The organism is Paraburkholderia sp. CNPSo 3272 (genome assembly GCF_024206495.1).
Lineage (GTDB): Bacteria > Pseudomonadota > Gammaproteobacteria > Burkholderiales > Burkholderiaceae > Paraburkholderia.
In genome coordinates, this window is the sequence record NZ_JAMBPQ010000001.1 from 203,448 (window position 1) to 218,605 (window position 15,158).

Annotated in this window: 21 protein-coding genes and 1 tRNA gene; 12 read left to right on the forward strand and 10 right to left on the reverse strand. The window is 62.9% G+C overall.

The window, feature by feature from the left end:
• Positions 1 to 73 precede the first annotated feature (73 nt).
• The 3 genes from lexA to M3I53_RS00920 all read left to right on the forward strand — a co-directional run bounded on the left by lexA (position 74) and on the right by M3I53_RS00920 (position 1,944).
• A complete protein-coding gene (gene lexA, locus M3I53_RS00910; protein ID WP_254314110.1) occupies positions 74 to 724 on the forward strand; it encodes a transcriptional repressor LexA in 651 nt (216 codons plus the stop codon).
• A gap of 65 nt (positions 725 to 789) precedes the next feature.
• Positions 790 to 1,167 (forward strand): hypothetical protein, encoded by a 378-nt coding sequence (locus tag M3I53_RS00915; RefSeq protein WP_133184263.1) that lies wholly within the window; start codon positions 790 to 792, stop codon positions 1,165 to 1,167.
• A gap of 96 nt (positions 1,168 to 1,263) precedes the next feature.
• Positions 1,264 to 1,944, forward strand: coding sequence for a DUF2939 domain-containing protein (locus M3I53_RS00920; RefSeq protein WP_254314111.1), 681 nt, complete (start codon positions 1,264 to 1,266; stop codon positions 1,942 to 1,944).
• 61 nt (positions 1,945 to 2,005) lie between these two features.
• Here M3I53_RS00920 and M3I53_RS00925 read toward each other — a convergent pair whose 3' ends face one another.
• Positions 2,006 to 2,476, reverse strand: a complete 471-nt coding sequence (locus tag M3I53_RS00925; protein ID WP_069267551.1) for a universal stress protein — start codon at positions 2,474 to 2,476, stop codon at positions 2,006 to 2,008.
• Between the two features lie 321 nt (positions 2,477 to 2,797).
• Between M3I53_RS00925 and nodI the strand changes: the two genes are divergently transcribed.
• On the forward strand, positions 2,798 to 3,712 hold the full coding sequence (gene nodI, locus M3I53_RS00930) for a nodulation factor ABC transporter ATP-binding protein NodI (RefSeq protein WP_254314112.1): 915 nt from the start codon (positions 2,798 to 2,800) through the stop codon (positions 3,710 to 3,712).
• A 43-nt stretch (positions 3,713 to 3,755) separates the two neighbouring features.
• Positions 3,756 to 4,592, forward strand: coding sequence for an ABC transporter permease (locus M3I53_RS00935; RefSeq protein ID WP_302057510.1), 837 nt, complete (start codon positions 3,756 to 3,758; stop codon positions 4,590 to 4,592).
• 17 nt (positions 4,593 to 4,609) lie between these two features.
• Here the strand turns inward: M3I53_RS00935 and M3I53_RS00940 are convergent, their stop codons facing one another.
• From M3I53_RS00940 to M3I53_RS00950, 3 genes are all read right to left on the reverse strand, one after another.
• Positions 4,610 to 5,032 (reverse strand): hypothetical protein, encoded by a 423-nt coding sequence (locus M3I53_RS00940; protein WP_042268617.1) that lies wholly within the window; start codon positions 5,030 to 5,032, stop codon positions 4,610 to 4,612.
• A gap of 104 nt (positions 5,033 to 5,136) precedes the next feature.
• On the reverse strand, positions 5,137 to 6,198 hold the full coding sequence (locus M3I53_RS00945; RefSeq protein ID WP_254314113.1) for a permease: 1,062 nt from the start codon (positions 6,196 to 6,198) through the stop codon (positions 5,137 to 5,139).
• Between the two features lie 191 nt (positions 6,199 to 6,389).
• Entirely contained in the window at positions 6,390 to 7,442 is a 1,053-nt protein-coding gene (locus M3I53_RS00950) for an NADP(H)-dependent aldo-keto reductase (RefSeq protein WP_254314114.1), read from the reverse strand.
• 183 nt (positions 7,443 to 7,625) lie between these two features.
• Between M3I53_RS00950 and M3I53_RS00955 the strand changes: the two genes are divergently transcribed.
• Positions 7,626 to 7,868 carry a hypothetical protein gene (locus M3I53_RS00955; protein WP_254314115.1) on the forward strand — a complete coding sequence of 81 codons (243 nt, stop codon included), beginning with the start codon at positions 7,626 to 7,628 and terminating at the stop codon, positions 7,866 to 7,868.
• Positions 7,869 to 7,995: 127 nt separating this feature from the next.
• Here the strand turns inward: M3I53_RS00955 and M3I53_RS00960 are convergent, their stop codons facing one another.
• Positions 7,996 to 8,268, reverse strand: coding sequence for a hypothetical protein (locus M3I53_RS00960; RefSeq protein WP_028204875.1), 273 nt, complete (start codon positions 8,266 to 8,268; stop codon positions 7,996 to 7,998).
• A 417-nt stretch (positions 8,269 to 8,685) separates the two neighbouring features.
• Between M3I53_RS00960 and dusA the strand changes: the two genes are divergently transcribed.
• The 6 genes from dusA to M3I53_RS00990 all read left to right on the forward strand — a co-directional run bounded on the left by dusA (position 8,686) and on the right by M3I53_RS00990 (position 12,448).
• Positions 8,686 to 9,687 (forward strand): tRNA dihydrouridine(20/20a) synthase DusA, encoded by a 1,002-nt coding sequence (gene dusA / locus M3I53_RS00965; protein WP_254314116.1) that lies wholly within the window; start codon positions 8,686 to 8,688, stop codon positions 9,685 to 9,687.
• Between the two features lie 89 nt (positions 9,688 to 9,776).
• Positions 9,777 to 9,852 (forward strand) — tRNA-His (locus tag M3I53_RS00970).
• Between the two features lie 384 nt (positions 9,853 to 10,236).
• Positions 10,237 to 11,067, forward strand: coding sequence for a hypothetical protein (locus tag M3I53_RS00975; RefSeq protein ID WP_254314117.1), 831 nt, complete (start codon positions 10,237 to 10,239; stop codon positions 11,065 to 11,067).
• A complete protein-coding gene (locus M3I53_RS00980; protein ID WP_254314118.1) occupies positions 11,064 to 11,489 on the forward strand; it encodes a hypothetical protein in 426 nt (141 codons plus the stop codon). Before M3I53_RS00975 ends, M3I53_RS00980 begins: the two co-directional genes overlap by 4 nt.
• A 208-nt stretch (positions 11,490 to 11,697) precedes the next feature.
• Positions 11,698 to 11,919, forward strand: a complete 222-nt coding sequence (locus tag M3I53_RS00985; protein ID WP_254314119.1) for a hypothetical protein — start codon at positions 11,698 to 11,700, stop codon at positions 11,917 to 11,919.
• A 49-nt stretch (positions 11,920 to 11,968) separates the two neighbouring features.
• Positions 11,969 to 12,448: a hypothetical protein gene (locus M3I53_RS00990; RefSeq protein WP_254314120.1), complete on the forward strand. Its 480-nt coding sequence runs from the start codon at positions 11,969 to 11,971 to the stop codon at positions 12,446 to 12,448.
• Between the two features lie 146 nt (positions 12,449 to 12,594).
• Here M3I53_RS00990 and M3I53_RS00995 read toward each other — a convergent pair whose 3' ends face one another.
• The 5 genes from M3I53_RS00995 to M3I53_RS01015 all read right to left on the reverse strand — a co-directional run bounded on the left by M3I53_RS00995 (position 12,595) and on the right by M3I53_RS01015 (position 15,156).
• On the reverse strand, positions 12,595 to 13,497 hold the full coding sequence (locus tag M3I53_RS00995; protein WP_254314121.1) for a hypothetical protein: 903 nt from the start codon (positions 13,495 to 13,497) through the stop codon (positions 12,595 to 12,597).
• Positions 13,498 to 13,532: 35 nt separating this feature from the next.
• On the reverse strand, positions 13,533 to 14,075 hold the full coding sequence (locus M3I53_RS01000) for a lysis system i-spanin subunit Rz (protein WP_254314122.1): 543 nt from the start codon (positions 14,073 to 14,075) through the stop codon (positions 13,533 to 13,535).
• On the reverse strand, positions 14,075 to 14,572 hold the full coding sequence (locus M3I53_RS01005) for a lysozyme (protein ID WP_254314123.1): 498 nt from the start codon (positions 14,570 to 14,572) through the stop codon (positions 14,075 to 14,077). The genes M3I53_RS01000 and M3I53_RS01005 overlap by 1 nt, the downstream gene beginning before the upstream one ends.
• Positions 14,565 to 14,777 (reverse strand): HP1 family phage holin, encoded by a 213-nt coding sequence (locus M3I53_RS01010; protein WP_254314124.1) that lies wholly within the window; start codon positions 14,775 to 14,777, stop codon positions 14,565 to 14,567. Before M3I53_RS01010 ends, M3I53_RS01005 begins: the two co-directional genes overlap by 8 nt.
• A 64-nt stretch (positions 14,778 to 14,841) precedes the next feature.
• Complete coding sequence (locus M3I53_RS01015; protein ID WP_254314125.1) at positions 14,842 to 15,156, reverse strand: hypothetical protein; 315 nt, start codon at positions 15,154 to 15,156, stop codon at positions 14,842 to 14,844.
• Between the last annotated feature and the right edge of the window lie 2 nt (positions 15,157 to 15,158).

Genomic DNA, 15,158 nt, shown 5'->3' on the forward strand with positions numbered 1-15,158 from the left:
CTTCAAGTAACACTTGAAAAGTGGCGAGTACTGTATAAAAATACAGTTACCTGTTCAAACATACAGTGGCGCCATGACCAAACTCACCGCACGACAGCAGCAGGTTTTCGATCTGGTTCGCCGGGCCATCGAGCGCACGGGCTTCCCGCCCACACGCGCCGAGATCGCGGCGGAACTCGGCTTCAGCTCGGCCAATTCGGCGGAGGAGCATCTGCGTGCGCTGGCGCGCAAGGGCGTGATCGAACTGGCTGCGGGCGCCTCGCGCGGCATCCGACTCATGCCGGGGCCCGACGACCTGCCGCACCAGTTCACGCTCCCGCACCCGAGCATCATGCAGCTCTCGCTGCCGCTCGTCGGCCGTGTCGCTGCGGGTAGCCCGATCCTCGCGCAGGAGCACATCTCGCAGAACTACATGTGCGACCCAGCGCTCTTCTCGAGCCGCCCCGACTACCTGTTGAAAGTGCGCGGCCTTTCCATGCGCGACGCCGGCATCCTCGACGGCGACCTGCTCGCCGTGCAGAAAAAGGCCGAAGCGAAAGACGGCCAGATCATCGTGGCGCGCCTTGGCGACGACGTCACCGTGAAGCGCCTGAAGCGCCGTCCGCATGGGCTCGAGCTGATCGCCGAGAACCCCGATTACGACAATATCTTCGTCGAGGCCGGTAGCGCGGAATTCGCGCTCGAAGGCATCGCGGTCGGCCTGATCCGCCCCACCGAATTCTAAGGAATCCGTCTGAGCGCGGTTTGCACATTGTTTGCGCACCATCTGCGCACCACCTGGAGAGAGTCATGGAACGCCTTGCCCGCCTGCTGCCCTTCCGCCAATTCGGCCGTCTTCGCCATCTCCGCGGAATCGCCTCGTGCGCGGTCCGCGAAGTCCGCGGTTCGGCTGCCGCGCTGAGCGGCTCGCTCTTCGAAGACTCACCCGAGATGGTGGCGGCCAGCACGGCCGACCTGCCGGTGCTGCCCTCGGCCCAGCCTGCGTTTGCGCGCGTGTCGCTCAACAGCACGCTCAACACCGAACAGCCCATGCGCCGTGCGCCCGTGCGCGTCTATCAGGGCCCGTCGCGGCTGATCCTCGTCGGCACGGTCGACGCGGTTTGCCGCGCGATCGACCGCTGCATCGCCGAGCAGCACAGCGACCTGCCCGCAGCGCTTGCGAAGTAGGCGGCAACGTTGCTCAAATGTGAGAAGAGGTTACGGGCGGGATCGTTTGGCCTGGTTTGCGGTCAACACCGTGTTTGAACGATTTGCCCTATGCCGATGACGGAAACTCTCCCTATCCCGCGTAAGAACCCAGGCTGGAAAAAGCCCGTTGCTATCACGGTTGCCGTCGCAATGGTCGTTGCCGCGATCGGCTACGCCTATGCGTCGCCCTATATCGCGGTGAAACACATGAAAGCCGCGGCCGACGCGCGTGACGCCGTCGCGCTCAATGAGTACGTCGATTACCCTGCGCTGCGCCTGAGCCTGAAACAAGAGGTGGGCGAGATGCTGCAGCGGCGCGTCGAGGGGCAGCACAGCAGCAATCCGTTGCTTATCCTCGGCGCCGTGATTGGCGCGGCGCTGATCAGTCCGCTCGTCGATGCCTACGCCACGCCGGAAGGGGTGGCCGCCCTGCTCGACGGCATGCCGCCGACGGGCAAGCCCGGCGACCGGCCGCATGCGCCGCCGCCGGCGGAATCCGGTGCGCCATCGGCGCAATCGGCAGAACCGGCGCAATCGGCGCCCGCCTCCGCTGCGCTCCCCCCGGCGGCAGCCGGCAACTCCGCGCCCGAGGCTCGGCCGGTGACTACGGCCGGCTATCGCGGCCTCAATGAATTCGCGCTCACGTGGGACCGCGGCAATACGGGCGAGCACTACGCCGCGATCCTGCAGCGTCACGGCCTCTTCTCGTGGAAGCTCTCGGCAGTCGAGCTAAACGAAGGAAACGTCTCGAACTGAGACAGATCGGCAGTGAATGCGCGAACAGGCCGGTTCAGTGCGAGCCGGCCCGTTTGACTTCCTACGCGGCGGCTTGCTGCTGCTTTTCCTCAGCCGCCGACGAACACGCCACGAGAATGCTGCACGATACGCGGTCGAGCAGCGGCGTGTTGCCCGCGCCCATCCACCAGCGCGAGAGCCCCGTGCGGCAGCGGTGGCCCACCACCACGAGGTCGGCATTCAGCTCGTTGGCCAGATTCGCGATTTCGTCGATCGGATGTCCGAACGCGAAGTGCCCCTGAGCGCGCACGCCGCGCTCGGTTAGCCAGTCCACGCCTTCCTGAAGAATCTCGCGCGCCGTCTCCTCGAAGCGGCCGCAGGCCACGTCGGTCAACAGGCCGGCGCTCTGGGCGATCGTCGAACGCATGTCGACGACGGAGAGCAAGTGCGTTTCCGCCTGAAGATCGAGCGCAAGATCAGCACCGCAGCGCAGTGCCTTGCGGCCTTCGCGCGAGCCGTCGTAACAGAGCAGAATTTTTTTATAGCTCGCCATGATCGCTTCTCCCCGCCCGCGTGGTTTGCAGGCTGTGCGATTCTCATGATGCTGCGCCGCAATTCCACACGCAAGGGCTGGAAAACGCCAGGTGTGGATCGAAAACCGCCAGATTCGCCCCGAACGGCGCACGCATCGTGCGCACTGCTGGGTGCTTGCCGCGACATGCATTTGCCTCGCGTATCGACAAACCGCTCCGAAGCGATGCCCGACCCGCCACGCAGCAATGCACTAAAATGGGCCGCCTTGTTTCGTGCGATTTTCCGTTCGGTACTTCGAGCGACTCGCGCGATGCCCGTTCGACTCACGTTCAACCGATCCATGCCCGCACCCGCCATCGAATTCGAGCAGGTCATCAAACATTATGGAGACAGGGCGGTCGTCGACGGCCTGTCGTTCGACGTCCTTCCCGGCGAGTGCTTCGGACTGCTCGGCCCGAACGGCGCGGGAAAAACCACGACGCTGCGCATGCTGCTCGGCATCGTTTCGCCCGATGCAGGCCGCATCAGCCTGTGCGGCGAGCCGGTGCCGGCGCGCGCGCGCCACGCCCGCCAGCGCGTGGGAGTGGTGCCGCAGTTCGACAATCTCGACCCTGACTTCACCGTGCGCGAGAACCTGCTCGTGTTCGGCCGCTACTTCGGTTTGTCCGCACGCGAAACGCGCGATCTCGTCGCGCCGCTACTGGAATTCGCGCGCCTCGAAAGCAAGGCCGACGCGCGCGTGGGCGAACTCTCCGGCGGCATGCGCCGCCGTCTCACGCTCGCACGCGCGCTCGTGAACGACCCCGACGTGCTCGTGATGGACGAGCCCACCACCGGCCTCGATCCGCAGGCGCGGCATCTGATCTGGGAGCGGCTGCGCTCGCTGCTCGCGCGCGGCAAGACGATTCTCCTCACCACGCATTTCATGGAGGAGGCCGAACGGCTTTGCAATCGTGTCTGCGTGATCGAAGAAGGCCGCAAGATCGCCGAGGGCGCACCCAAGGCGCTGATCGAATCGGAGATTGGCTGCGATGTGATCGAGGTGTACGGACCGGACCCGGTCGCGTTGCGTGACCAGCTCGCGGGCGATGCGAAGCGCACGGAGATCAGCGGCGAGACGCTGTTCTGCTATGTCGACGACCCCGCGCCGGTGCATGCGAAGCTGCGCCATCGCTCTGATTTGCGCTATTTGCACCGGCCCGCGAATCTCGAAGACATGTTCCTGCGGCTCACGGGCCGCGAAATGCAGGATTAACTGGGGCAAGACTAACGGCGGCGTACGAATCGCCAAGGACACCATGCAGACACGCACCAACAACCCGACGCCCTCGCGCTCCGAGCATGCGAGCGTGCGCGAGCCGCGCGCCGCGCTGCCTTCAAACGCGACGCACTGGATGGCCGTGTGGCGGCGCAATTATCTGGTCTGGCGCAAGCTCGCCCTCGCGTCGATGTTCGGCAATCTCGCCGACCCGATGATTTATCTGTTCGGTCTCGGCTTCGGGCTCGGGCTGATGGTCGGGCACGTCGACGGCGTCTCGTACATCGCGTTTCTCGCGGCGGGCACGGTGTCGTCATCGGTGATGATGTCGGCGAGCTTCGAGTCGATGTACTCGGGCTTCTCGCGCATGCACGTGCAGCGCACGTGGGAAGCGATCATGCACACGCCGCTCACGCTCGGCGACGTCGTGCTCGGCGAAGTGATGTGGGCCGCGAGCAAGTCGATGCTCTCGGGCGTGGCGATCATGGTGGTGGCGGGCCTGCTCGGCTACGCGAGCTTTCCTTCCATGCTGCTCGCGCTGCCCGTAATCGCACTTGCGGGCCTCGCATTCGCGAGCTGCGCGATGATCGTCACGGCGCTCGCGCCGTCCTACGACTTCTTCATGTTTTATCAGACGCTCGTGCTCACGCCGATGCTGCTGCTCTCCGGCGTGTTCTTTCCGATCGCGCAGTTGCCTGCCGCCGCGCAGCATATCACGCTGATGCTGCCGCTCGCGCATGCCGTTGCCTTGATCCGCCCCGCCCTGCTCGACCGGCCTGTCGAGCAGGCCGGCCTGCACCTGCTGGTGCTCGCGATCTACGTGGTGGTGCCGTTCGCGATCGCGTCCGTGCTGTTTCGCCGGCGCATGATGCGCTGAAACCGCACGCGAGGCGTTCAGTCCTCGTCGTCGCCCCAGGGAATATCGACGTCCGAAATGAACGCGACCGTCGCGAACGGGCCGCCTTCCTGGCGGCCGACTTTGCCGTCGGCGCGATGCCATTCCACGCGGAACATCGTCGATTGGGTCTGGGCGAGCAAACGCACCGTGCGGATCTCTTCGGGATCCGACTCCTCCACCGGGCCATCGAGCGAGACCAGCAAAGACTGCGGCCAGAGACCATCGGCCGGGTCGTAGATGCGATCGCCGTCGGGAATCGAGGTATCCGCCTCGACGCCGATGGTGGCCGAAGCCTCGACGATCATCTTGCCGAGGGCGCGCAGCACCGCCGTGGCGCGGGCCGAATTGGCCTGGCGAATGGCGAGATCGCCGCGCGTGAGCGCCTGCTCGAGTTTCGGATTGGTTTTTTGCTTTGCCATGCTGGTTTTCGGGCCGCGGCCCGCTCCGTGGCGGACGGCGAACCGCCCGCGTATTACAAGAACGCCAACGCTGAGCGCATGGCGCCTGCCTCGTCCCGGCGTCCCTAGAAGCCCAGGGCCACCGCCGCGAGCCCGGCGGCGATGCCGAAGAACACCACCGTCGTGCCCACGACGGCGAGCATGCGCGGCCGGAACGAGCCCGCCAGCATCGCGAACGAAGGCACGCTCACGGGCGGCAGCGTCATCAGCAGCGCGCCCGCAGGACCCACACCCATGCCGAGCGCGAGCATCGCCTGGATGATGGGCACCTCGCCGGCCGTGGGGATCACGAACAGCATGCCGACCACCGCAAACGTCACGATCCAGCCAAGGCTGCTCGTGACTTCCGGCCCGATATGCGGGAACAGCCACGCGCGCGCCGCGCCGAGCAACAGCACCAGCACGATGTATTCCGGCACCAGCCGCACGGCCATGCGCGCAAAGATGCGCGCCCAGCGCACGAAGACGTTGCCGCCTTCGGCCTGCTGCTGGGCGAGTTGTGCCAGGCGGTCGTCGGCGGCGCGCGATTCCTCGGGTGTCACGAGCCAGTTGCAGACCCAGCCGAGGCCGAACACCATCAGCAGGCCCAGCGCGAGACGCAGCGCACTCCACTGCCAGCCGAGCACGAAGCCCATGAACACGAGCGTGGCGGGATTGAGCACGGAGTTGCCGAGCCAGAACGCAATTGCGCCGCCCGCCGACGCATTGCGTGCACGCAGGCCCACGACCACGGGCGCGGCGCAGCAGGTGCACATCATGCCGGGCACCGCGAGCAGGCCGCCCGCCGCCACGCTGCCGAAGCCGCGCCGGCCGAGCACGCGCGCGACCCATTGCACGGGCAGGAGCGCCTGCACGCCGGAGCCGAGCAGCAGGCCGAGCACCATGGCCTGCCAGATGGCCTTGCCGTAGGCATAGGCGTAATCGAGCGCGGCGGAGAGCGAGGGATCGGGGGCCGTTGCCGAGCCGCCCATCAAGATCGATTTGCCGATCGAGTGGGTTTCCTCGGCGGTGAACGCGCGGTGATAGTACGGGAACCACTTCACGTAGAAGAGGCCGGCCACCGCCAGCAAAATGAAAATGGGCCAGCCGTAAGACGGGGGCGATGGCGCTGGACGTGCGCTCGTCATTGTAAAAATTCTCCGGGATTGAGCGTATGGACGGCCGACGCGGCGCCCTCACGCGAGGCGTGATGGCGCCCCGGGCGGCGCATGCTGGATCGTAGTGTATGCCTTGCGAATCGCCAACGATTTTGCTGCGTTGATGCCTCGCGCGGCGCCGCGCGGCCCGGCAAGGGACCGCGGGGTATCCCGCTTTACCTTTAAGGGGCCGGATTAGGCTGCTGCTCGTGCAGCGCGTCGATCTGCGCGAGCAGTTCGGGGGTGAGCTTGACGTCGGCGCTGGCGATATTTTCCTTTAACTGCTCGAGCGAGGTCGCGCCGATCAGGTTGCTGGTCAGGAACGGGCGGCTGTTGACGAACGCGAGCGCGAACTGCGCGGGCGTGTAGCCATGGGTGCGGGCGAGTTCCACATAACGCGTCGTCGCGGCCACCGATTCCGGCTTGCTGTAGCGCTTGAAGCGCTCGAACCGCGTGATGCGCGCGCCTTCCGGACGCGCCCCGCCCTCGTACTTGCCCGAAAGCCAGCCGAACGCGAGCGGCGAATACGCGAGTAGGCCCACGGCTTCCCGGTGCGCGAATTCGGACAGGCCGCTTTCGAACGTCCGGTTGAGCAGGCTGTACGGATTCTGGATGCTGACGATGCGCGGAAGCCCGAGCTTTTCAGCGGCGCGCAAGAACTGCGCGACGCCCCACGGCGTTTCGTTCGACACGCCGATATGGCGGATCTTGCCCGCCTTCACGAAATCGGCGAGCACGCTTAGCGTTTCCTCGATCGGCACCGTGTACGCATCGTCGAGATACGGATACATGCTGCGGCCGAACGTCATCGTGCTGCGATCGGGCCAGTGCAGCTGGTACAGGTCGACGTAGTCGGTCTGCAGTCGCTTCAGGCTGCCGTCGAGCGCTTCGGTCAGATTCTTGCGGTCGAACTGGTTCTGCGGCCCGCGAATGTGCTGCGGATTGTGCGGCTGGCGCGCCGGGCCCGCAATTTTGGTGGCGAGCACGATCCGCTCGCGCGCCGCGCGATGCTGCGCGAGCCACGTTCCGATGAAGCGCTCGGTCTGTCCCTGTGTCTGCGGCCGCGGCGGCACGGGGTACATTTCAGCGGCATCGATCAGCGTGACGCCCTGGTCGAGCGCGTAGTCGATCTGCGCGTGCGCCTCGCGCTCCGTGTTCTGCTCGCCCCACGTCATCGTGCCGAGCCCGATCAGGCTCACCTTGACGTCGGTATCGCCGAGTGTGCGGTATTCCATGGAAACGTCGTCCATCAGTTCGGTTGGGGAGCGCCGAAACTACCACGGCGCGGGAATTTTTTCAGGAGTTGCAGAATACGGCCGCTTTCTTCCGCAAGTGGCGCAATGCGCCGCGGCGGTCGCGGCGCCGCTCGGCGACAGACGTGCCAGAATCCGCACATGCGCCTACGAGGAGAAATCGGCATGGAAAACCGACGCAGCTACGAATATATGGGCTTTGACATGACAGCCGGCGTGGACGGCGATCACGAAGCCGGTTTTTTCGTCTCGACGCAGATCATCCAGAGCCTCACGGACGCCGAAAACGCCAACGTGCCGGTCGACGGCATCGCCGCTGGCCGCTTTCCGACCCAGGACAACGCCTTCGACGCGGCCTTCGATCGCATTCGCGAAGCGATCGACAAGCGCGTGCGCGCCGCGTCCTGAGCGTCGCCCGAGGCCCAAATTAGATCGGGCGCAGAAATGCAAAAAGCCGGACGTCGCAACGACATCCGGCTTTCAGGCCGCCCGACTCGCGGGCGGCTCAGCAACGAATCGGAAACTTCGGCGCGACTTACTGGCCGAAGAAAACCGATTGCGGGCCCGTGGCCTTCGCGTGGCTGCCCGACTGCGAAGCCGAGCCGGCGACACCACCGTAAGCCGTTTGGGCGCCTTGTTCCTGGACGCGTTCGGCGGCCACGGTCTGGACGCTCTGGCCACGCTGCGAAGCGGGCGCGCCGACGTCCGGGCGATAGAACGGTGCCGGGCCGTAGCCGCTGGCGAACGCCGGAGCGGCAACAGAAGCGGTAGCTGCGACCAGCAGCGCTGCGATGAGTTTGGTCTTCATGGTGGACTCCAATATCAGGTTCAGTTGCGGATCGGGAAGGCGCCGCGCCTGGGAGGTCAGTGCCCACGAGCTGCGTCAACGAAACTCAGTGTATACACCTACTATCGGAAAATAATCGCGATAATCCGAATTTACTATTCTCCGTTTCACAACAATCCTGTCAGGCAGTTCTGGCGGGACTCAGCGACGAACAGACCCTAAAAGTGCGCTCAAAAAAATTTGCGCGCTGCAGCAAATTGCAGGCGGATTACATAACGTGCGTAGGGTTTTTCGGCCGAAAATGGCCATCGGGCGCACTTCCTGCTTGTGTATCCGGCAAATTGACGCAGTGCGCAAAGGGTACGAAGAGCCAGGCCCGTATGCGTTAAAATGCAAGGTTGTTCCACGCCAGCCGTTACTCATCGGTTTCCCATTGCCATGTCCGCCAACCGTCAAGCCAGCCCCCGCCGCGTATCCGTCGCGCCGATGATGGACTGGACCGATCGCCACTGCCGTTCGCTGCATCGCTTCATCTCCCGGCACACGTGGCTGTATACGGAGATGGTGACGACGGGCGCCCTGATCCACGGCGACGTGCCGCGCCATCTCGCGTTCACGCCGGCCGAGGCGCCGGTTGCGCTTCAGCTGGGCGGCAGCGAACCCGACGACCTCGCGCGCGCCGCGAAGCTCGGTGAACAATGGGGCTACGACGAGGTCAACCTGAACTGCGGCTGCCCATCCGAGCGCGTGCAGCGCGGCGCATTCGGTGCGTGTCTGATGAACGAACCGCAACTGGTAGCGGACTGTGTGAAGGCGATGCGCGACGTCGTATCGGTGCCCGTGACGGTCAAGCACCGCATCGGCGTCGATACGGTGGAGGACTATGCGTTCGTGCGCGACTTCGTCGGCACAATTGCCGAAGCGGGCTGCGAGGTTTTCATCGTCCATGCGCGCAACGCGATCCTGAAGGGCTTGAGCCCGAAGGAAAACCGCGAGATCCCGCCGCTCAAGTACGACTACGCGTACCAGCTCAAGCGCGACTTCCCGCAGCTCGAGATCATCATCAACGGCGGCATCAAGACGCTCGACGAAGTCGAGCAGCATCTACAGCATGTCGATGGCGTGATGCTCGGCCGCGAGGCTTACCACAACCCCTATGTGCTCGCCGACGTCGATGCGCGCTTCTATGGCGCAACCGATGCTGCGCTCACGCGCGAGGAAGTGGAAGCGAGGCTCATCGAGTACTGCGCAAGCGAAATCGCGCGCGGCACTTACCTGGGCGCGATCGTGCGCCATGCGCTGGGCCTCTATCGCGGCGTGGCCGGCGCGCGCGGCTGGCGCCGCATCCTCTCGGACAGCCGCAAGCTCGCGAAGGCAGATCTCGCGATCTTCGACGAGGCCCGCGAATATCTGCGCATTCCGGACGAAATTCTTGAATAAAGGGCTAGGCAAGCCAGCTTTGGTATGTATATAATCTTGCTTCTCGATTGACGCCGCTTTCGAAGCAGCGTTAGTTGAGGAAAACAGCGGTGGCTGTAGCTCAGTTGGTAGAGTCCAGGATTGTGATTCCTGTCGTCGTGGGTTCGAGTCCCATCAGCCACCCCAAAGAATTCAGCAAGATCAAGCGCTTAGTCGCTACCGCAAATTGCACATTGCAAAATTCGGAACGAAATTGAGAATTTCGGAATGAAGCCCGCACACCGTTGCGGGCTTTTTCTTTGGCCTCAGTTGATTGCTCCTGCATCGTCGTTTGTGCGACGCAACGCTGCGGATCAAACTGATAGGCAAATTCAATTCCGCCCCGCGATCGATACCTTATAATCGGCCGGACGATTCACCACGACCTATCCCGTGCCTCGGCCTAGGTTCGTATGCCACCGCACAGACGCATTCCGTGCGTCTCCTAAAGTTGTGCTGTACATTGCCGACAATAGGAATGCCCGTTGCGATCGTCGATGGCATGAATGATTGGCGGAAACAAGCAAAAAAATGACAGCACTCCTGGCGGAACAGACTACTGCCGAAGGTCGCATCTTCAACGACGTCGTCGCTCTTTTGCTACGGCAGCGCGAGGAGAATGTGGATTCTGCCCTCGCGCAACTGCATGCCGAGCTCGACGCGATCTACAACGGCAAGTCTGGCAACATTGACTACGCAGCATGTCAAATGGGCTTGGCGATGATCAACTTCGGACTTGGCGATCACGCTGAGGCAAAACGTTACGCCTGCAATGCCCTACAAATTGGCGGCTACGCAGAGTTCGTTGCGGCGAATGCGGTGATCTTGTTTAGCAATATGGGCGAGCTTGACCTCGCGCACAGTCACGCTTTAGCCGTAGCCAAGCGGTTCCATTCCCACGTCGAAGTGCTCGAACAAGTGAGTAGCGTATTGGTCGACGCGCTCGATTTCGATGCTTCTGCAGACTGTCAGGAAACTATGCTCAAACTCGTCACCGATGCAGCCGAGCGTGAAATGATTTCCATCCGCGGGGATCGCCTTCGTAGTCTCGCCGCACACGCAAAGGATATGGGGTACTCCGCAAGCGCACTCCGAGCGCGCGCGCAGTGCGCGATCGATGCGCTTCGAGACGCGAAGCAGAATGTCTTTGTGATTCAACTGAAGGGAACGCAACCAAGTAGTCTTGCGCTTGAATTTCATGTTGGCGCAGACATCGAGGCCTGCGCCGAGTTGAATTTTGTCGTTGCAGACGCTTTGGTGCAGAAGTTTGACGACACTGCGGTAGATTTTGTGACGATGTCCGTGCACGCGTATGCTGGCGCACCTCGCTCGACAGACATATGGAGCGAGGTTCACGCATGAGCGTATCTTCTGCTGATTTTTTGGCGTTTGCGACCACCTGTAATGGCGGCGGTACTGAGATCAATTTCCGCAATTGTGTCAGTCGCGCATATTATGGCGTGTATCATGCGGCACTCCCCGTTGCAGTAGCCCATTGCCCCGACCCGAATGCGAATGTCCGAATGGGTGACCACGATCGCCTGAGCAAGCGTTTCCGCGCATCGCCAGATAAGGACGCACAGGCGATCGGCTACGTGCTCGAATCGATGAAAGGTGCAAGACATCGTGCAGACTACGATATACACCAAACGGTTACTGCGAACGACGCGAAACAAGCGCTAGCGAATGCCAAGACATTTAGTGGTCGATTGGCAAACTTTGCGCATCAGGCTGCAGCGTCGGGACAAATTGGCAACGTCAGCTCGATCAGAAGCGCCCCATAGTGTGCTACTTGAGCTTCGCGGTCGTACGTTTGCAGCACCGAAATTGGCTCCGCTAAGCGGGGCCTTTTTTGTTTCGGCGGCCCGCATGGCGCGAAAGCCACGCTAGACTACTGTACGTTTATACAGTAAGTGAACTAGCATGCCGCACCGCCCTCCACTCACCGCCAAGCGCCTCGCCCAGATATGGGACGAGTATCCGGAACCCATCGTGCTAGAGCTGCTCTGGGAGATCCACCGGCTGCGCGCGACGATTTCGCGCGCGAATCAGATTCGCCACTTCCTCGGGGCCAATGGGCACGGTGTCGTGCCATCGTCGGTGTGGGGGTGCTTCATGCGGGAGCTTGATGCGGAGCCGTGCTTGAGTGACAAGCCGACTCAACGGCAGCAGGCCATGGTCGACAAAGTGCTGAATCGGCCGCGCGAAAGCTGACCGCCTGTTGGGGGTACAATCGCGGCGATCCGCACCTGGAGGGCCATCCGTGAACGATCCTCAAAGAGCAGCCGATCTCGCCGAGCAAGTGAAGCTCTGGAGAGAGTTTGCCGACAAGCACACGTACCACCTCAATCGACTCATCGCCGAGGCGGCAACCGAGGGACTCAAGTTCCTCGGCTTGTTAAATCTTGGCGGGGTTGCGGCAACGCTGGGATTCATTGGTGCAACCAGATCGCATTCGCCTTGGCTCTTGGCAGCATTTGCAGCATTCATGATCGCGAATGTGTCTACAGCGATCGCCTATCTTCTGCGCTATCTAACGCTCGACTCTCATTTCCAATCGTTCCAGCGCGCGCTCGAGAAAGGCTGGAAAGGCGCTGGTCCGGTCGACATGGCAGCAGCTATAGCTGACTGGAATCAGGAGATTCGCCGAGGCCCCGACTGGTCAGTTGTCTGCGCAGTCGGCGCACTCGCCCTATTTGTCATAGGTACGGTATTTGGGGCTATCGGTGTGTCCTGCTATTGAAGCGTTGCACGATATAGACGGCGGAATACATTACTGATACCTTACATGAAGGTTGCATCCAGACCCCGCAACCTCCAGCGCCTCCCAAGCTGGACAATGCTTAAGGCCGCCGCTTTCGCTCAGAATCGGCGGCCTCTTTTCTTCGATTACCGTGCTGCAGAAGCGGCCGACGCGGCAAATGCGTCACTCGCGCCGCCCGCGCTGCCCGTTTCCTTGTATGCGCTTGCGATGTCGCCAGCGATCGAGTCGAGCTGTGCATTCTGCAGGTAGGCGTCCGGCGTGCGGCAATCAGCGCCGTAGTGCGCGAGGTCAGTGCCGACGGTGGGGACGGCCTTCCCGTTTGTGTCAAAGCCAAACCCAGTTGGCACTGCGCCGGTAAAGCGGATCGGCGCGCCACTGTTGAACGCATTCAGAATTGCCGTATATAGCCCGTTCGACGCCGAATAGTGTGTGTCGCATGTCTGAATGGGCATCACGACGAAAACCGCCTTGCCGGCCACCGCCGCCCATTGCGAGAACACGAGAAGGTCAGCCGTGAACTGTGCCGTCGCCGCCTGTTGCGCCGGATCCGTCGCTGGCGTCACCATGTCGTCGAGCTGGAAGTTGACGATCATCCATTCGCCGGGATCAGTCTTGAACTGATCGGGCGTCGGCGACTTGCCGTTGTACTCGGTCGTGACGATCTGGTGCAGCGCAGTGCCGTCGATCACCTGCGTCGTGATGTTCGCCGTCACGCCCCGCTCGGCGAGTGCATCCGTCAGCGACTTGACGGTTGTCTGTGCATCCGATGCGGCACTCGGCGTGTCGGCGGCCATTGCAGATGAGATCAGACTGAACCGCGCGTGCGCGACCGTGCTCGTCGAGCTGGACACGATCGGCTTGCCGTACATTGAGATCGTGAGCGCCTTGGCCGCCGGCTTCGAGCTGTCGCCGCTGCCTCCTCCGCCACCACAAGCAGCCAGGCCGACTGCGAAAAGAAGAGCTGCCGCAAGTGCTTTTTTCATTCTTGTGTTCCCCGGTTCGGATTCTTGTAGAAGCGGCCCTCTCAAGGCGCCCCTAAAGTTTACACATGTTTACGCATTTCTTACGAACAGCCGGGCGTCTTCGGACGCACCGCGCAGACGTATGCCTGCAGCGCTTTCACTTTGTCGATTTCATGCTGGTCGTCTCCGGCCACCCGGAAAACGCGCTCTGCAACCGCTGGGTCGAGGTCTGCGACGGCGGCGCCACCATCGCCCACGCCGGCGGCGCCGGGAGATCCGGCGACGGCGTTGTCACCGGTTGCAGCGCAGTTTCGCACTGCGACGCGCACGCGCTCAGTGCCAGCAGCGAGAGCGTTGCGATAGTTGCGGTTGTCAGCTTCATGAGCATCTTTCTCCTGTGTAATTGCGGCATCCGCCGCGGCTAGCGCGTCCTGCGCCACGTTGTGCGCGTCGATCGCGCGTTCCTCGCCCTCCAGCGCCGCCCGCGACACGTTCAGCATGTCGTTCGCGTGCCGCTCGTTGTCCTTCGCTCGAGCGGCCTGCTCGGCAGCGAGTTGCCGCGCGCCGATGAGGTGAGCCACCTCGGCGCCGGCCGCCGCGCCCAGCAGCGCAGCGATCAAGTACGGAATCAAAGCCTTCAGCATCACAGCCCCCTTTCGCATAACGCGCGCTCGTCGGCGCGCCGTTTCACTAGACCGGGCAGCACCCTGCCGCCCGAGGTAACCCACTGCGGACGCCCTGCGTCCGATTCATTGATTGCCCGGCACGCGCCGCGCCAGTCGCCCGCATTGAAGCGACGCGCCGTCGAGCTGCCGCAATACGCGCTGGCGCCGATGTTGTAGGCGAAGCTCACCGCGGCCGCGAGCTGGTACGCGTGGCCCGCGAGAGTCGGCGTGCACGTAAGCACCGGCTCTGCGTGCGCAATGAGCTGCGTTTCGAGTGACTCGCGGCATTCGGCCTCGCTGTAGCGCTTCCCGACCACGACATCGTGTGTGTCGCCCATGCACTTCGTCGGGATGCCGACCGGATCGCGATAGCCCTGATAGACGACGCCCTCGAAGCGCGGCACCACAGAAAGCAAAAGGGCCGCAGACGCGGCCCCTACGACACCCACCAGTGTTTTCCTCGAAGCACTAGCCATCGTGTTCCTCCATCTCGTGCAAGCGTGCATCCGACTCGCGCTGCTCGCGTTGATCCTTGCGCCACATGAAGTAGGCGTTGAGCCCGAACGTCAGAATCGCTGTGCCGATACCGACGATCACGCCAATGTCTGTCAGCGTCAGCGCGGAGCCCAGCGACACAGCGCTCCCCGCATAACTCGTTGCCTCGCTTGCACTGACTCGCATCCATTTCCCCCGGAAATAAAAAAGCCGCCTCAAGGGCGGCAGGTGCATCTTTTCTTGGCGTCGATCAGGCGACGATCTCGGCTCCAGCGAACGCGTATCGAGACAGGTTCAGCGATGCTGCTTCATCGGTCGGTGGCACTGCGACAATCTCCTGCTCAGCGAAGGCGAACGCATCGGCACCGGAATCGGGAAGCGCAGTAATCATGATCTGCTGCTGATACATGGGTGCCTTTCCGGCTGCGCACGCGTCCGCGCTGAGATACGAATACAGCGCGACCGACGTCCCCTTCGAGATCTTGTCGAGCGTGACCATCTGCGCCACGTGGTAGCTCGCGATGGCGCCAGTCGACGGCGTTTCGTAGTCCTTCTTGATCGGCATCG

What these genes read in the sequence shown, in the direction of transcription:
- lexA (WP_254314110.1), top strand. Translation starts at nt 74, where the DNA reads ATGACCAAACTCACCGCACGACAGCAGCAGGTTTTCGATCTGGTTCGC.
- M3I53_RS00915 (WP_133184263.1), top strand. Translation starts at nt 790, where the DNA reads ATGGAACGCCTTGCCCGCCTGCTGCCCTTCCGCCAATTCGGCCGTCTT.
- M3I53_RS00920 (WP_254314111.1), top strand. Translation starts at nt 1,264, where the DNA reads ATGACGGAAACTCTCCCTATCCCGCGTAAGAACCCAGGCTGGAAAAAG.
- M3I53_RS00925 (WP_069267551.1), bottom strand. Translation starts at nt 2,476, where the DNA reads ATGGCGAGCTATAAAAAAATTCTGCTCTGTTACGACGGCTCGCGCGAA.
- nodI (WP_254314112.1), top strand. Translation starts at nt 2,798, where the DNA reads ATGCCCGCACCCGCCATCGAATTCGAGCAGGTCATCAAACATTATGGA.
- M3I53_RS00935 (WP_302057510.1), top strand. Translation starts at nt 3,756, where the DNA reads ATGCAGACACGCACCAACAACCCGACGCCCTCGCGCTCCGAGCATGCG.
- M3I53_RS00940 (WP_042268617.1), bottom strand. Translation starts at nt 5,032, where the DNA reads ATGGCAAAGCAAAAAACCAATCCGAAACTCGAGCAGGCGCTCACGCGC.
- M3I53_RS00945 (WP_254314113.1), bottom strand. Translation starts at nt 6,198, where the DNA reads ATGACGAGCGCACGTCCAGCGCCATCGCCCCCGTCTTACGGCTGGCCC.
- M3I53_RS00950 (WP_254314114.1), bottom strand. Translation starts at nt 7,442, where the DNA reads ATGGAATACCGCACACTCGGCGATACCGACGTCAAGGTGAGCCTGATC.
- M3I53_RS00955 (WP_254314115.1), top strand. Translation starts at nt 7,626, where the DNA reads ATGGAAAACCGACGCAGCTACGAATATATGGGCTTTGACATGACAGCC.
- M3I53_RS00960 (WP_028204875.1), bottom strand. Translation starts at nt 8,268, where the DNA reads ATGAAGACCAAACTCATCGCAGCGCTGCTGGTCGCAGCTACCGCTTCT.
- dusA (WP_254314116.1), top strand. Translation starts at nt 8,686, where the DNA reads ATGTCCGCCAACCGTCAAGCCAGCCCCCGCCGCGTATCCGTCGCGCCG.
- M3I53_RS00975 (WP_254314117.1), top strand. Translation starts at nt 10,237, where the DNA reads ATGACAGCACTCCTGGCGGAACAGACTACTGCCGAAGGTCGCATCTTC.
- M3I53_RS00980 (WP_254314118.1), top strand. Translation starts at nt 11,064, where the DNA reads ATGAGCGTATCTTCTGCTGATTTTTTGGCGTTTGCGACCACCTGTAAT.
- M3I53_RS01000 (WP_254314122.1), bottom strand. Translation starts at nt 14,075, where the DNA reads ATGCTGAAGGCTTTGATTCCGTACTTGATCGCTGCGCTGCTGGGCGCG.
- M3I53_RS01005 (WP_254314123.1), bottom strand. Translation starts at nt 14,572, where the DNA reads ATGGCTAGTGCTTCGAGGAAAACACTGGTGGGTGTCGTAGGGGCCGCG.
- M3I53_RS01010 (WP_254314124.1), bottom strand. Translation starts at nt 14,777, where the DNA reads ATGCGAGTCAGTGCAAGCGAGGCAACGAGTTATGCGGGGAGCGCTGTG.
- M3I53_RS01015 (WP_254314125.1), bottom strand. Translation starts at nt 15,156, where the DNA reads ATGCCGATCAAGAAGGACTACGAAACGCCGTCGACTGGCGCCATCGCG.